At 59.3% G+C, this 15,395-nt stretch carries 17 protein-coding genes; 5 read left to right on the top strand and 12 right to left on the bottom strand.

All coding sequences use genetic code 11. From position 1 onward, the window contains the following. The first annotated feature begins 27 nt into the window (after positions 1 to 27). The 4 genes from ispH (at position 28) to NYP16_RS05215 (ending at position 2,815) form a co-directional block, all read left to right on the top strand. A complete protein-coding gene (gene ispH, locus NYP16_RS05230) occupies positions 28 to 969 on the top strand; it encodes a 4-hydroxy-3-methylbut-2-enyl diphosphate reductase (RefSeq protein ID WP_274943066.1) in 942 nt (313 codons plus the stop codon). 10 nt (positions 970 to 979) lie between these two features. Continuing rightward, positions 980 to 1,948: a homoserine kinase gene (locus tag NYP16_RS05225; protein WP_274943065.1), complete on the top strand. Its 969-nt coding sequence runs from the start codon at positions 980 to 982 to the stop codon at positions 1,946 to 1,948. Beyond that, the gene (gene rnhA, locus NYP16_RS05220; protein WP_274943064.1) at positions 1,945 to 2,403 is read left to right on the top strand and encodes a ribonuclease HI; all 459 of its coding nucleotides are present in this window, start codon (positions 1,945 to 1,947) and stop codon (positions 2,401 to 2,403) included. Before NYP16_RS05225 ends, rnhA begins: the two co-directional genes overlap by 4 nt. A 118-nt stretch (positions 2,404 to 2,521) precedes the next feature. Then, the gene (locus NYP16_RS05215) at positions 2,522 to 2,815 is read left to right on the top strand and encodes a GIY-YIG nuclease family protein (protein ID WP_346742484.1); all 294 of its coding nucleotides are present in this window, start codon (positions 2,522 to 2,524) and stop codon (positions 2,813 to 2,815) included. Between the two features lie 116 nt (positions 2,816 to 2,931). Here NYP16_RS05215 and NYP16_RS05210 read toward each other — a convergent pair whose 3' ends face one another. The 4 genes from NYP16_RS05210 to NYP16_RS05195 form a co-directional block, all read right to left on the bottom strand. Continuing rightward, on the bottom strand, positions 2,932 to 3,399 hold the full coding sequence (locus NYP16_RS05210) for an NfeD family protein (protein WP_274943062.1): 468 nt from the start codon (positions 3,397 to 3,399) through the stop codon (positions 2,932 to 2,934). Positions 3,400 to 3,403: 4 nt separating this feature from the next. Next, on the bottom strand, positions 3,404 to 4,354 hold the full coding sequence (locus NYP16_RS05205; RefSeq protein WP_274943061.1) for an SPFH domain-containing protein: 951 nt from the start codon (positions 4,352 to 4,354) through the stop codon (positions 3,404 to 3,406). Positions 4,355 to 4,459: 105 nt separating this feature from the next. After that, a complete protein-coding gene (locus NYP16_RS05200) occupies positions 4,460 to 4,942 on the bottom strand; it encodes a peroxiredoxin (RefSeq protein ID WP_274943060.1) in 483 nt (160 codons plus the stop codon). 47 nt (positions 4,943 to 4,989) lie between these two features. Beyond that, entirely contained in the window at positions 4,990 to 5,874 is an 885-nt protein-coding gene (locus NYP16_RS05195) for a protein-disulfide reductase DsbD domain-containing protein (protein ID WP_274943059.1), read from the bottom strand. 216 nt (positions 5,875 to 6,090) lie between these two features. On the opposite strand from NYP16_RS05195, the gene NYP16_RS05190 reads away from it, so the two are divergent. Next, positions 6,091 to 6,663: a YqgE/AlgH family protein gene (locus NYP16_RS05190; RefSeq protein WP_274943058.1), complete on the top strand. Its 573-nt coding sequence runs from the start codon at positions 6,091 to 6,093 to the stop codon at positions 6,661 to 6,663. A 116-nt stretch (positions 6,664 to 6,779) separates the two neighbouring features. Here the strand turns inward: NYP16_RS05190 and NYP16_RS05185 are convergent, their stop codons facing one another. From NYP16_RS05185 to coxB, 8 genes are all read right to left on the bottom strand, one after another. After that, on the bottom strand, positions 6,780 to 8,039 hold the full coding sequence (locus NYP16_RS05185; protein WP_274943057.1) for a M16 family metallopeptidase: 1,260 nt from the start codon (positions 8,037 to 8,039) through the stop codon (positions 6,780 to 6,782). Next, positions 8,036 to 9,445, bottom strand: coding sequence for a threonine synthase (thrC, locus tag NYP16_RS05180; RefSeq protein WP_274943056.1), 1,410 nt, complete (start codon positions 9,443 to 9,445; stop codon positions 8,036 to 8,038). Before thrC ends, NYP16_RS05185 begins: the two co-directional genes overlap by 4 nt. Positions 9,446 to 9,488: 43 nt before the next feature. Next, the gene (locus NYP16_RS05175) at positions 9,489 to 10,187 is read right to left on the bottom strand and encodes an SURF1 family protein (protein ID WP_274943055.1); all 699 of its coding nucleotides are present in this window, start codon (positions 10,185 to 10,187) and stop codon (positions 9,489 to 9,491) included. A 115-nt stretch (positions 10,188 to 10,302) separates the two neighbouring features. Continuing rightward, on the bottom strand, positions 10,303 to 11,118 hold the full coding sequence (locus tag NYP16_RS05170) for a cytochrome c oxidase subunit 3 (protein WP_274943054.1): 816 nt from the start codon (positions 11,116 to 11,118) through the stop codon (positions 10,303 to 10,305). A 78-nt stretch (positions 11,119 to 11,196) separates the two neighbouring features. After that, positions 11,197 to 11,757, bottom strand: a complete 561-nt coding sequence (locus tag NYP16_RS05165) for a cytochrome c oxidase assembly protein (RefSeq protein WP_274943053.1) — start codon at positions 11,755 to 11,757, stop codon at positions 11,197 to 11,199. 118 nt (positions 11,758 to 11,875) lie between these two features. Further along, positions 11,876 to 12,793, bottom strand: a complete 918-nt coding sequence (locus tag NYP16_RS05160) for a heme o synthase (protein ID WP_274943052.1) — start codon at positions 12,791 to 12,793, stop codon at positions 11,876 to 11,878. A gap of 70 nt (positions 12,794 to 12,863) precedes the next feature. Next, on the bottom strand, positions 12,864 to 14,492 hold the full coding sequence (gene ctaD, locus NYP16_RS05155) for a cytochrome c oxidase subunit I (protein ID WP_274943051.1): 1,629 nt from the start codon (positions 14,490 to 14,492) through the stop codon (positions 12,864 to 12,866). 23 nt (positions 14,493 to 14,515) lie between these two features. After that, positions 14,516 to 15,322 carry a cytochrome c oxidase subunit II gene (gene coxB, locus NYP16_RS05150; protein ID WP_279347174.1) on the bottom strand — a complete coding sequence of 269 codons (807 nt, stop codon included), beginning with the start codon at positions 15,320 to 15,322 and terminating at the stop codon, positions 14,516 to 14,518. Between the last annotated feature and the right edge of the window lie 73 nt (positions 15,323 to 15,395).

Raw genomic sequence — 15,395 nt, 5'->3', positions numbered from 1 at the left:
AACCGCCCCATGACAGAGGATAGCAGCATGACCCGACCGCCTATGGACATCCTGATCGCCAGCCCGCGCGGCTTTTGTGCCGGGGTGGACCGTGCCATTCAGATTGTGGAGCGGGCGCTCGAAAAATTCGGGCCGCCGGTCTATGTGCGGCATGAGATCGTCCATAACCGCTATGTGGTCGAAAGCCTTGAGAAACGTGGAGCGATCTTTGTCGATGAGCTGGATGAAGTTCCGGCCGACGCCCCCGTGGTGTTTTCGGCCCATGGCGTGCCGAAAGCGGTGCCGGCTGAGGCGACGCGGCGCAATATGATGTTTCTCGACGCCACCTGCCCGCTGGTCAGCAAAGTGCATCGCGAGGCCGAACGTCACGACCGCAGCGGTTATGAGATTGTGCTGATCGGCCATGCCGGGCATCCGGAAGTGATCGGCACCATGGGCCAGCTGCCCGAGGGCACCATCACCCTGATCGAGACCGTGGCCGATGTGGAACGCCTGGAGCCACGTGATCCGGCGAAGCTTGCCTATATCACCCAGACCACCTTGTCGGTCGATGACACCACGGAAATCGTCGCCGCCCTGCAGCGCCGCTTCCCCGGCATTCATGTGCCGAAAAAAGAAGACATCTGCTACGCCACCACCAACCGTCAGAACGCCGTCAAGGCCATTGCCGAACGCTGCGATCTGGTGCTGGTGATCGGGGCACCGAATTCATCGAATTCGCTGCGTCTGGTGGAAGTCGCCGCCAAGGCCGGGTGCCGGTCGCATCTGGTGCAGCGGGCTACGGACATCGACTGGAGCTGGTTTGACGGCGTGCGTACCCTTGGCATCAGTGCCGGAGCCTCGGCCCCGGAAACGCTGGTGGAAGAAGTGATCGAAGCCTGCCGGGCCCGGTTTGATGCCAGCATCGAGACCATCACCACCGTCACCGAAGACGTGAGCTTCAAAATCCCTTCGATCCTCAACGCGTAAAATCAACATCATGGCTGTCTATACCGAAGTTTCCGCCGATGACATCAGCGCATTCGTGGCCGAATACGGCCTTGGGGCGGTGCTCACCTTCAAGGGCATTGCCGAGGGGGTGGAGAATTCCAATTACCTCCTGCAGACCGAAGGCGGGAGCTTCATTCTGACGCTTTATGAAAAGCGCGTGAAGCCTGAGGACCTGCCCTATTTCATTACGCTCATGGATCATCTGGCGGCGCGCGGCATCACCTGCCCGCGCCCGGTGCATGACCTTGAGGGCGTCGCTCTGAAGACTCTGTGCGACCGTCCGGCGGCCATGGTGAGCTTTCTGAACGGCATCTCGCTCAAGCGGCCGAGCTTTGCTCATTGCGGGGAACTCGGGCGGGCGTTGGCCGAGCTTCATCAGGCGGCGGCGGATTTCACCGGCTTTCGCGCCAATGCGCTGTCGCTTGAGGGCTGGCAGGATCTGGCCGCCAAAGCCGCGCCGGGCGCGGACAGCGTGGCTCCCGGGCTTGAACAGACCATCCGCGATGAAATCGCCTGGCTTGAGGCCGCATGGCCCCATGACCTGCCAAGCGGTGTCATTCATGCCGATCTCTTTCCCGACAATGTGTTTTTCCTGGGTGAGAAACTGTCGGGGATCATTGATTTCTATTTCGCCTGCAATGACGCCCTCGCCTATGACCTCGCCATCTGCATCAATGCCTGGTGCTTTGAGCCGGACGGCGCGTTCAATGCCACCAAGGCACGGCAGATGGTCGCGGGCTATCAGGCCGTGCGGCCGATGACAGCGCAGGAAATCGCGGCGTTCCCGATCCTCTGCCGGGGGGCCGCGCTGCGGTTCCTGCTGACCCGGTTGTATGACTGGCGCAACCAGATCGATGGCGCGCTGGTGCGGCCGCATAATCCGATTCCGTTTCTGGAGCGGCTCAGGTTCCATCAGCAGAGCCTGAGCGCCGCCACCTATGGATTCGACGCGGAATGACCGGGCCTATTGTCACGCTCAAGGTCGAGATTTACAGCGACGGCGCCTGTTCGGGCAATCCGGGGCCGGGCGGCTGGGGCGCGCTCCTGCTGTGGAACGGCAAGCAGAAAGAGATTTGGGGCGGCGAACCCGACAGCACCAACAACCGTATGGAACTTAAGGCCGCGATCGAGGGCCTCAATGCCCTGACCCGGCCGTGCAAGGTGACGCTCCATACCGACAGCCGCTATGTCATGGACGGCATCACCAAATGGATCCACGGCTGGAAGAAAAACGGCTGGCGCACGGCGGATAAAAAGCCGGTCAAGAATGTGGACCTGTGGCAGGAACTGGATGACGCCTTGAAGCCCCATGATGTCACCTGGATCTGGGTCAAAGGCCACGCCGGACATGCCGGGAATGAACGGGCGGATGCGTTGGCAAGACGTGGGGTTGAGGAATTGCGGGTGGGGTAGATGGATTGCCGGGTCAAGCCCGGCAATGACAGATATTATTACTGCTTAATTTTCGACGGTTGTTGTTTTGCCAAAATTGTCATTGCCGGGCTTGACCCGGCAATCCATTCTTGGTGGCATGACAGGCTGTTACTGGGTCTATATTCTCGCGAGTCGGCCGAATGGGACGCTTTATGTGGGCGTCACCCGTGATCTTGTCCGGCGCTGTTATGAACATCGTGAAGGGCTGGTTGAAGGCTTTACCAGGCAGCATGGCGTTAAGCAGCTGGTGTATTTTGAGGCCCATGACGACGTGCGGATTGCGTTGCAGCGGGAGAAGAATATCAAACACTGGTCGCGGCAATGGAAGATCGAGCTTATTCGCTCGGGGAATCCGGAGTGGTGCGATCTTTATGAGAGTATTGTGGGCTGAGAGGCTGATGGATTGCCGGGTCAAGCCCGGCAATGACATTAAAAAACATGGTCAGCAGTAACACTGATTTTTGCTGTCATGACCGGGCTTGACCCGGTCATCCATGGTGCACGCGGTTATCCCTCGACCCGTTCCACCCTCAGGATCACATGTTCTACGGCCGTCACCCTTACATGGGTTCCGGCGGGGAGGTCGGGGCCTTCTACGACCCAGGTGGTGTCGTCGACGCGGATTTTGCCGCGGCCGTTTATTAAGGGGTTCTCCAACGTGAACACCCGGCCGACATATTGCGCGCCGCGGCGGTTCAACAGGCTGTCTTCGGTGGCTATGGGGTTGCGGCGCAGGATCTTGCGGCCGAGGAAGACGCTGACCACCGCCAGTACGGCATAGATCACTCCCTGTAGCCCTAGGCTCAATCCCGGAATGACGATCAACAACAGGGCCATCGCCCCCGCCGCGAGGCCGAGCCAGAGAAAGGCGATGCCGGGGGCTAGGATTTCGATCGACACCAGCGCCACGGCGATGATGGCCCAGGTCCAGTGATCCATGACAAGCAACTCGGTTACTGAAGCAAAATGTTCCATTACTTTAACTCCGGGGACGTCCGGCGCTTGGAATGCCGCTCCCGCTTGCGCCTGCGTCGCCGAGGCCTTTCCACAGTTCCTGAATGCCGCCGATGGAGCCGATGACGCTTGAGGCTTCAAGCGGCATGAACACCAGTTTCTGACTGGGCGAGCGGGCGAAACTTTCAAGCGCGGTCACATATTTCTGGGCGATGAAGTAATTGATTGCGAGCGGATTGCCGGCCGAGATGGCGGTCGAGACCATGTCGGTGGCCCGGGCTTCGGCTTCGGCCGAGCGTTCGCGGGCCTCGGCATCGCGAAAGGCGGCTTCGCGACGGCCTTCAGCGGCGAGAATGGCGGCTTGCTTTTCGCCCTCGGCCTTGAGGATTTCGGCCTGACGCACGCCTTCGGCTTCGAGAATATTTGCGCGCTTTTCGCGTTCCGCCTTCATCTGCCGGGCCATCGAGTCAATAAGATCGGTCGGCGGCTGCATGTCCTTGATTTCAATGCGCGTGACCTTGATGCCCCAGGGTGCTGTGGCGTCATCGACCACGTTCAGAAGCTTGGCGTTAATGCGGTCGCGCTGCGACAATAGTTCGTCAAGATCCATGCCGCCCATGACGGTACGGATGTTGGTCATGGTGAGCTGCAGGATCGCATGTTCGAGCTGACGCACTTCATAAGCGGCTTTGGCGGCGTCTAGGACCTGATAGAACACCACGCCATCGACCCGCACCATGGCGTTGTCACGGGTGATCGCCTCCTGACTGGGGATGGCGAGCACCTGTTCCTGCATGTTGATCTTAGCCCCGATCACGTCGATCACCGGGATGATGATATGAAAGCCCGGGCGCAGCGTCATCGTATAGCGCCCCATGCGCTGCACGGTATATTCAAAACCCTGCGGCACCACCTTCGCACCCATGAAGATGATGATCACGGCCAGCACAATCATCGCTACAGCAAACGGTCCCATATTCGGTCCCCTCATACATTCCTATTTGAGTCTTATCATATTGCTATGATCGGCAAAAAAATAGGGGGGCTGACGCCCCCCTATCCTCGTAATCATAGGCAAAGCTTAAAGCTGGCCCAAAGCATGTTCTGCGGTTGACACCTTGAATTCGCCCGGGGCTTCGACATTCACGTCCTTCACGACGCCGTCTTTGACAATGAGCGAGAAGCGCTGACCGCGCTGGCCCATGCCGAATTTGGTGGCGTCAAGCCCGAGGCCGAGGGCACGGCTGAATTCGCCGTTGCCGTCCGCGAGCATGGTCACCCGATCCTGCGCCGACTGGCTTTTGCCCCAGGCGTCCATGACGAAGACGTCATTGACGGCGATGCAGATGAGTTCATCGACACCCTTGGCTTTGAACTCGGCGGCTTTTTCAATGAATCCCGGCAGATGCTTCATGGAGCAGGTGGGCGTGAAAGCGCCCGGCACCGAAAACAGCACCGCGGTCTTGCCTTTGAAATAGTCCGAGGTCTTGACCGGAGCGGGACCATCCTTGCTCATATGCATCAGGGTGGCGTCCGGTAGCTTATCACCGACTTTAATGGTCATGGCCATGCTCTCCTCATGGGGGGAATGAAACTTATGCCCAAGCTTACTTAAGACCCTGCCCGCACACAAGTTTGCTGAGCGGAGGCAAGCGGCACGCCGTCCCAGGCAATGGGCTGGCCGGCAGGCGGGCGCAGCACCAGATGGATTGGTTCAGCCTTGCGGGGATCGACAGATTTCAGGCCCCGCACGTCCAACGTCAGACGCCGGCCGTCCGCAGCTACAACCGGGCGGCCATAGGTGACGCCGTCCGGTCCGTCCACATAAACGTCGATCGCCGCTTTTTTCGGCAAGGCCGCTGCGAGCGTCAGGGTCAGACGCGGTTTGCCACAATGGGTCTCATATTGTGCGGCGGAGATACTGACCGGGCCCTTCTGGTGCGGAATGCGGGCTTCGTACAGGCGGATCAACGCCGCTTCGGCGGTCGGCTGCGCGGTCCCCGCAGGGACAAACAGGCGGTAGCGGGCCTCAAGCGGCACGCAGATCTCCTCGCACACCATATAGTCGACCTTGAGCCTGAGATCGGCCGCCTGCCCCGGATTTTTGAGCCGGACATGAAGCGGCAACACCACATCGTTGCGGTAGATATAGCTGTCGAGACCGAATACCGACATGCGTTCCGGCGCGGGCCAGCCGACCGACACATCAGCCACATTGGTTGACCCGGCCCAATCCCAATCCGGCGGCAACCCGGCATCGCCCGGCGCGCGCCAATAGGTTTTCCATTTGCCTTTCAACGCCACCTGCCAGCCAAGCTCAAGCTGATCGCGGCCGGGAGCCACAGCCGTGACCGCAGAAACCAGCCGCGTATCCGCCTGGGTCCCAAGCTCCCAGAGCGACGCCCGGGAGGGCAGATCGTCGGCGAGCGCTCCGCTCACGACCCCGCAGCAAATAAGGGCTGAAATCGAACACAAAGCTTGCATGGAAAGCGTCATACTCCTTGAGGCCGCAGATGAATATGGTCCCCAGCCTAGACGTCTCGGGCTGTGAACAGAATGGCTATGTGCTGTTTCGGCTTCAAAGAAACGTGAACGACCGACAAAAGCTCAAGCGGATAGCTTTGACCTGTGCAACGCCTTCTTGCCCACAACCGGAAAAAGACCGATCCTTAGAGGATATCCTCCCTTCCGATCTCAATGGATATACGACCCATGCCAATGCGCAAAGACGACGGCTATCTGACCGGCCAACTTTTACTGGCCATGCCCAGCATGGACGACCCAAGGTTCGCGCGCAGCGTGATCTATGTTTGCGCCCATAACGCCGATGGCGCCATGGGGCTTGTCATCAACCGCCTGAATACCGCCATCTCTTTCCCCGAACTGATGAACCAGCTCGGCATCCCGACCCGCATGTTGGCGCCGCAGGTGCCGATTTTCGCTGGCGGCCCGGTGGAAATCGGGCGCGGCTTCGTGCTGCATTCGGCGGATTATGTGCAGGAAACGACTCTGGTGGTGAGCGAGACCATCGCCCTCACCGCGACCGTCGATGTGCTCTCGGCCATCGCCGAAAACCGTGGCCCGCGCGCGAATCTCATCGCCCTAGGGTATGCCGGATGGGGGCCCGGCCAGCTTGAGAATGAAATGCACCGCAATGGCTGGCTGACGGTGGAAGCCGATGAAAATCTGGTGTTTTTTACCGATGTGACGCTGAAATGGCCGCGCGCGGTGGCTAAGCTTGGGATTGATATCAGCATGTTGTCGAGCGATGCCGGGCATGCTTGAGGCAGTGGATTGCCGGTTGAAATATGGATTGCCGGGTCAAGCCCGGCAATGACAATTTAAGGTTAGTTATGACCGTTGAAATTATATGTCATTGCCGGGCTTGACCCGGCAATCCATTACTTGAACCTTGCGGCGATGCGGTCGTAGTCTTCGAGGGCGCTTAAGGGGCCGATGGCGGCTAGTGACAGCGGGCCGTCTTTCAGGACGCGGATGGCCATGCGTTCTACGGCTTGTTCGTCTACGGCGTCGATGGCGGCGACCATTTCCTCGATCGGGATGATGCGGCCGAAAATCAGCATCTGGCGGCCGATCTGGTCCATGCGCGAGGACGAGCTTTCAAGCGACATCAGGAGCCCGGCCTTCAACTGGGCGCGACCACGTGCCACCTCGTCAGCACCGGCTTTGGCGGCGAGTGACGTCATTTCTCCGGCGATCACCGGGATGAGGTCGGCGACTTCTTTTTCGCCGGTCCCCGCATAGACGCCCAGACCGCCGCCGTCCACATAGCCCTGTGCGAAGGAATAGACCGAATAGGCGAGGCCGCGCACTTCGCGCACTTCCTGAAAGAGGCGTGAAGACATGCCGCCGCCGAGCACGGTCGAATAAACCTGAAAGGCGTAATAATCCGGATCATCAAAGGCGAGACCATTGAAGCCGAGGGTCACATGGGCCTGTTCTAGGACGCGAGTCTCGCGCCGTTCGCCGCCGGTATAGATGGCCGCTTCCGGTGCGGGACGGGGCCCGGCCGAGGTCTTGCCGAAGGTGTCTTCAGCCCGGCGCACCAGATCCTGATGATCGACCTTGCCGACCCCGACCATGACCAAACGTTCGCCCCGGTAATGAGTGTCGATATAGCCCGCGAGCTGGTCGCGGGTCATATTCCCGACCGTCTCGTTGGTGCCGAGAATGGGCCGTCCCATGGCCTGGCCCGGATAGGTCGCCTCCTGCAGCATGTCGAACACGAGGTCGTCCGGGGTGTCGTTGGCCTGGCCGATTTCCTGCAGGATCACCTGACGTTCGCGCTCAAGCTCGTCGGGCTCGAAGGTCGAATTCAACAGGATGTCGGACAGGATATCGACGCCGAGCGCCACATCGTCCTTGAGCACGCGGGCGTAATAAACCGTGTTCTCGCGCGAGGTATAGGCGTTGAGATAACCACCCACATTCTCGATTTCTTCGGCAATGCCACGTGCGGTCCGGCGTGCGGTGCCCTTGAAGGCCATATGTTCGAGCATATGGGCAATGCCGTTGATCCCGGCGTCTTCATGCCGGGCTCCGACATCGGCCCAGACGCCGACGGTGGCCGTCTCAAGCTGCGGCATCGTCTCGGTGATGACGCGCATGCCGTTTGCAAGCGTGGTGATCTCTAGGGTCATGCCAAAGCCTTGGTTGCGCCGATATGGCTGCGAATATACGCCTTGATGGTCTCAAGGTCATTGGGGAGGCTGTCATAGCGTTCGGCCCGCGTCATCAGGTCGCCCATGCGCGCGGGCAAGGTCGGATGAACGCCGGTGGCCGCTTCGACCGCGTCGGGGAATTTTGCTGCGTGGGCGGTGGCGAGGGTCACCATGGGCACATGTCTGTCGCGCCTCATGCGGGCTGCTGCCGCGAGGCCGACCGCCGTATGAGGATCGGCGAGCATGCCGGTCGCCTCATAGGTGGCCTTGATGGCGGCCCGGGTTTCGTCCTCGCTGACGCGGGTGGCGTCGAACAGGGCGCGCGTCGACTGAAGCTCGGTGGCGCCGATGCGGAATTCGCCGCTGTTCGCGAAGTCATCCATAAGCCCGGTGACTTGCGCTCCGTCGCGGCCATGAAGATCGAACAGCAGCCGTTCGAAATTGCTGGAGACCTGAATGTCCATGCTTGGGGTGATGGTCGGTACTACCGTACCCTTGGTATAGGCCCCGGTTTCGAACGTGCGGGCAAGGATATCATTGATGTTGGTGGCGACGATCAATTGCTGGATCGGCACGCCCATCTGACGCGCCACATAGCCCGCATAGATATCGCCGAAATTGCCGGTCGGTACCGAGAACGCCACTTCGCGATCAGGTGCGCCGAGGGCGACCGCCGTCGTCACGTAATAGACCACCTGCGCCATGACCCGGGCCCAGTTGATCGAATTGACCGCCGACAGATGGAGGCTGTCGCGGAACTCAAGATCATTGAACATGGCCTTGACCATGGCCTGACAGTCATCGAACGTGCCATCGACCGCGATGTTATGCACATTGTTCGACAACACGGTGGTCATCTGACGGCGCTGCACATCCGAGACCCGGCCGGCCGGATGGAGCATGAAAATCTCGACGCAGTCACGATCCCGGCAGGCTTCAATTGCGGCCGAGCCGGTATCGCCCGAAGTCGCGCCGACCACCGTCACCTTTTGTCCGCGCGCGGTCAGGAAATGATCGAAAAACTGACCAAGCAACTGAAGCGCCACGTCTTTGAAGGCGAGGGTCGGGCCGTGATAAAGTTCCATCAGCCAATCGGCGCTGTCGAGCTGCACGAGCGGCACCACCGCCTGGTGGCTGAAGCTTTTATAGGCTGCCTCCACCAGACCACCCAACTGATCCGACGTCAGCGCCGGAGCCACGAAGGGCGCCATGATACGGGTCGCCGCCTCCGCATAGGACAGCCCCGACAAGGCGCGGAGATCGGCGGCGCTCAGCTGCGGCCAGGCGGCCGGGACATAAAGCCCGCCATCACGGGCGAGGCCCGTAAGCGTCACATCGGCAAAATCAAGTTCGGGCGCGCGACCGCGCGTACTGACGTATTTCACGTCCAGATCTCCGGTAAGATAAGGTCCTCAGGCGGCCTGCAGATTAGCGGCGGCGCCTGATATAAACAATATAAATGACGATCAGCACCAGGGCGAAGCCAAACCAGGTCACCGCATATTGCAGGTGATCGTTCGGGATCTTGACCCGGGTCTGACCGCCGATCGGCAGACCGCCGAGATTGGGCCGGTCATCCGCCTCGACAATGATCGGGGCGAGCTTATAGCCGATGGCCTGGGCCATGGGCGGAAGATCGAGCGCGAACCATTCATTCTCCGCCACATGGGGCTTCGGGGCGAGAAACCCGGCCTTGCGCGGGACCCGGCTCATGCCCGAGACCTCGACCAGGCCGACGATCTGCCCGTCCGGCCGCGTGGCGGGATCAAGGCGCGACGCCGGCACCCAGCCGCGATCGACGAGCACAGCCACCCCGCCCGCCCGCATAAGCGGCGTCAGGATATGATAGCCGCCCTGCCCGGTGACCGCGGTGGAGAACAGATGAATTTCCTTGGTGTGATCGAAGATCCCGCGCAGGGTCACGCGCTTGTAGTTCCAGTCCTGCGCATGCTCGATCTGCAACGGCAGCGGCACCGGCGCGCCCTTCATGCCGCTGTCGATTGCGGCCAGCAGAGCCTCTTTCTCATGCAGCCGGTCGAGCTGCCAGAAACCGAATTTCAACAGGATGGCCAAGGCGATGACAACCGTGATCCCGAGGCCCGGATAGCGGCGTATGGCGTCAAACATCGCGTTTTCCTTCAGAGATACCGCAGTCCCATTCTAACAATCAGGCCCGCATGCAGAACATGCGGGCCTGACAGTCAGACATTTTCAATCACATGACCAGAATGGCCGATCATGCTCAATTCATTGCAGCAGAGCTGCCCGAAGATCCCCACACATAAATGCAGGCGAACAGGAACAGCCAGACCACGTCAACGAAATGCCAGTACCAGGCGGCAGCTTCGAGACCGAAGTGATGATCCGAAGTGAAGTGACCCTTCAGCGCGCGGATCAGGCAGACCAGCAAGAACAGGGTGCCGACCAGCACGTGGAAACCGTGGAAGCCGGTCGCCATATAGAAGGTCGAACCATAGATGCTGCCCGCGAAGGCAAAGGTCGCATGATGATATTCGTAAGCCTGAATAGCGGAGAAACAGGCGCCAAGCACGACCGTGCAGATCAGGCCCTGGGCCAGCCCCTTGCGGTCGCCATGGACGATCGCATGATGGGCCCAGGTCACCGTGGTGCCAGACAGCAGCAGAATGAGCGTGTTGATCAGCGGCAGATGCCAGGGATCAAGCGTTTCAATGCCTTCTGGCGGCCAGATATGAGCCAGGTTTTTCGGAAACAGCGCGGTATCGAAAAAGGCCCAGAACCAAGCCACGAAGAACATGACTTCGGAGGCGATGAACAGAATCATGCCATAGCGCAGGTGAATCTGCACCACCGGGGTATGATGGCCCTGATGTTCAGCTTCATTCACAACGTCACGCCACCAGGCGAACATGCAATAAAGCAAAGCGATAATACCGACGGCGAAAATGGCCCACGGTCCACCATGCATCCAGGTGATTCCGCCAATCGCAGAGATCAGCGCGCTACCCGAGCACAGAATCGGCCATGGGCTCGGATCGACAAGATGGTAATCATGGTCTTTGGCATGTACGTCGGCCATGACGTCAAACTCCCTGAAACGGTCTTTATTTCCACACCCCTGAGCCCCGCGATCACGCGACGCGCCTGAGGAAATTCCCTATTCTTTAGCCTTGAAAAAGGTATAGGACAACGTGATTTCCTCAACCTCTTTCACGTTTAGATCGTCGGCGATGGCCGGATCGATGAAAAACGTCACCGGCATCTCCACGGACTCATGCGGTTGCAAGGTCTGTTTGGTGAAACAGAAACAGGCAATCTTGTTAAAGTAAGGTGCCGCCTTTTCTGGCGTCACGTTGAAAATAGCGGTGCCGGTCACTGGTTTATCGCTGTCGTTGACGGCGCGATAATAGATCAGCGCCTCCTCACCGATACGGATTTTCACCCGGCGCTGCACCGGCTCGAACCGCCAGGGCACGCCCGGAGCCACATCGGCGTTGAAATCGATCGTGACCTCCCGATCAAGGATCGGCACGTCATAGGAGTTGCTTGCAACCTTCGGCGTTCCGGCGAAGCCCGTCACCTGGCAGAAGATGCGATAGAGCGGCACAGACGCAAACGCGAGCCCGACCATGCCGATCACTATCGACAGCAGAATAATAGCCAGTCGGGTATTCTTGTTGCCGCCGGGGCCATCAACTTTGTCAACAGCCTGCGTCATCAGTTGCCACCCATCTTGGCCATGGTGATGAAGAAAAACAGCACCACGAGTCCAAGCAGGACACCCGCGAGGGCGTAATTGCGGCCACGCCGCTTTTTATGTTCTTCACTGAGGGGCATCAGAAGAAACCTCCGACAACATGATCAACCAGCAGCATGATGAAAATCATGAAGAGATACAAAAGCGACAGCTTGAACAACCCGCGCGCGGCCTGCACCTCGACACGCTCGCGCCAGACGCGCCAGGCCTGCACCACGAAGGCGAGGCCGAGGAGGCTGGCCGAAATGCCATAGATCGCACCGGTCATGCCGATCATCCAGGGCACGACACCAAGGGGTGCGAGCAACAGGCTATAAATCAGGATCTGCTTGCGGGTTTCACGCTCCCCCGACACCACCGGCAGCATGGGCACGCCCACGGCCTTGTAATCTTCGGAGGTAAAGAGCGACAGCGCCCAGAAATGCGGCGGCGTCCAGAAGAAGATGATGGCGAACAGCAACACCGACTCGAGGCTGACAGTCCCCGTCACGGCCGCCCAGCCGATCATGGGAGGGAACGCCCCGGCCGCACCGCCAATGACGATGTTCTGCGGCGTGCGCCGCTTGAGCCACATGGTGTAGACGAAAACATAAAAACAGATGGTGAGCGCGAGCAACGCCGCGGCGACCCAATTGATCGCAAGCCACATCAGCACCACGGAGGCCACCGACAACGTAATCCCGAAGCCGAGGGCCTCGCCGGGCGTAACGCGGCCGCTTGGCACCGCACGGTTAATGGTGCGCTTCATGCGCGCATCAATGTCGGCGTCATACCACATATTCAGGCAGCCCGATGCCCCGGCGCCCACGGCAATACAAAGAATAGCCGTGAACGCGAGGATCGGATGGATCGTGCCCGGCGCGAGATAAAGTCCCACAGCGCCGGTAAAGACAACGAGTGACATGACCCGTGGCTTCAACAATGACCAATAATCGCTGGCGGTCGGAAAATGGTCCCGTCCACTCACCAAAGTTGCATTGTCCATTTTGGTAGTCATATCGATTCCGTTGCTAGGTCGTAAACGGCGGTTTGGCCGCTTATCGCGGCCAAACCATTAAGAGATTGATTTACTTGATCCGCGGCAGCTTCTCGAACTGATGGAAGGGCGGCGGGGAGCTCAGTGTCCACTCAAGCGTGGTTGCACCTTCGCCCCACGGATTGTCCGGGCACGGCACTTTGGACCGCAGGGTCCGCCAGCACACCAGCAGGAACACCAACACGCCAGCGCCCGAGATATAGGACCCGACCGAGGACACGAAGTTCCAACCGGCAAATACATCCGGATAATCGACGTAACGGCGCGGCATGCCAGCAAGACCAAGGAAATGCTGCGGGAAGAAAATCAGGTTGACGCCGATGAAGGTCATCCAGAAATGCAGCTTGCCCAGGCCTTCGGGATACTGATGACCCGACATTTTGCCAATCCAGTAATAGAACCCGGCAAAGATCGAGAACAGAGCACCCATGGACATGGTGTAGTGGAAATGCGCCACGACGTAATAGGTGTCATGGACCGTGGTATCGATGCCCGCGTTCGACAGCACCACGCCGGTCACGCCGCCGATGGTGAAGAGGAAGATCATACCGACAGCGAACAGCATCGGTGTGCGGAACTCGATGGAGCCGCCCCACATGGTGGCAATCCAGGAGAAGATCTTGATGCCCGTGGGCACCGCAATCACCATGGTCGCCGCCAGGAAGTAAGCCTTGGTGTCCACATTGAGGCCGACCGTATACATGTGGTGAGCCCACACGATGAAGCCGACAGCGCCAATGGCCACCATGGCATAAGCCATGCCGAGATAACCGAAGATAGGCTTGCGCGAGAAGGTCGAGATGATGTGGCTGACAATGCCGAAGCCCGGCAGGATCAGAATATACACTTCAGGATGACCGAAGAACCAGAACAGATGCTGGAACAGGATCGGATCCCCGCCGCCTTCCGGATTAAAGAAGGTGGTGCCGAAGTTGCGGTCCGTCAGCAGCATGGTGATGCCACCGGCCAGAACCGGAAGCGACAACAGCAGCAGGAACGCGGTCACCAGAACCGACCAGGCAAAGAGCGGCATCTTGTGCAGCGTCATGCCCGGAGCGCGCATGTTGAAAATGGTGGTGATGAAGTTGATGGCGCCAAGGATCGACGAGGCACCGGCCAAATGCATGGACAGAATCACGAAGTCCATGGCAGGCCCTGGCGAACCGCTGGTCGACAACGGCGGATACATGGTCCAACCGCCGCCCGAGCCGTTCACGTTCGGAGCGCCTTCAACGAACAAAGACGTGAGAAGCAAGATCAGCGACGCCGGCAGAAGCCAGAAGCTGATGTTGTTCATACGCGGGAAGGCCATGTCCGGCGCACCGATCATGATCGGCACGAACCAGTTGCCAAAGCCCCCAATCAACGCCGGCATGACCATGAAGAAGATCATAAGCAGCGCATGCGCCGTCACCAGCGTGTTGAACAGATGAGCCGCCGCATCCATGTTCCCACCGGTGAAGTGGGTGAGGAAGGTGACGCCCGGATGCATAAGCTCGATCCGCATCAGGACCGAGAATGATCCGCCGATAATCCCGGCGATAATCGCAAAGATCAGGTACATGGTCCCGATGTCTTTGTGATTGGTTGACAAAAGATAGCGCCGCCATCCGGTCGGATGGTCGTGGTGAGCGCCGTGCGCTTCAGCCGTGCCTGCCATTACTGAAATCTCCCTTAAACCGATTACCGGACAGCCAGAGCAGCGACTTCGTCGCCCGCAGCTGTCTGGTTCGATGCAACTCCACCCTTGGCATGTTCAAGCCAGGCTGCGTATTTGGCTTCACTCACGACTTCGACCACGATGGGCATGAACGCATGATTATTGCCGCAAAGTTCCGAACACTGACCATAATAGATGCCTTCCTTCTCGGCCCGGAACCAGGTTTCGTTCAGACGACCCGGCACAGCATCGATCTTCACGCCGAAAGCCGGAACGGCCCAGGCATGAACCACGTCGGAAGCGGTCACCAGCACACGCACGATCTTGTTCACCGGCACCACCACATGGGCGTCCGCAGCGAACAGATACGGCTTGTTCTGTGCCATGGCTTCCGCCTTGGACAGCATGTTGGCGTCAAAGCCAAGGCCTTCATGGTCTGGATATTCATAGGACCAGTACCACTGATTGCCGATGGCCTTGACGGTCACATCGGCGGTCGGGATACGATCCTGCAGATACAGCAGCTTGAAGGACGGAATAGCGATAAACACCAGGATCAGGACCGGGATCAGCGTCCAGATCACTTCGATCGTGGTGTTATGGGTGGTTTTTGACGGCACCGGATTGGCTTTGCGGTTGAACCGCACGGCCACATAAATGATGAGGGCCGACACCAACAGCGTAATCGCGGCGATGATGACCAAAAGCTCGGTATGGAACTTTTCGACATCGCGCATCACTTCGGTCACGGCGGGCTGATAGTACATCTGCCAATTATGCGGCAATGTTCTGGTGGCTTCGTCCGCCACAGCCCCGCTGAGGCTCCCCATCAGCGTCGCGGCGGAAAGACCCGCGATCGCCGCCATTTTTTTGAAAACCCTGGTCACGACTACCTCTTCCTGT

Source organism: Govania unica, assembly GCF_027920805.1.
In the GTDB taxonomy this organism is placed as follows: domain Bacteria; phylum Pseudomonadota; class Alphaproteobacteria; order Sphingomonadales; family Govanellaceae; genus Govanella; species Govanella unica.
Note: the sequence above shows the minus strand (reverse complement) of the source record. Positions and strands in the feature narration are given on the sequence as shown.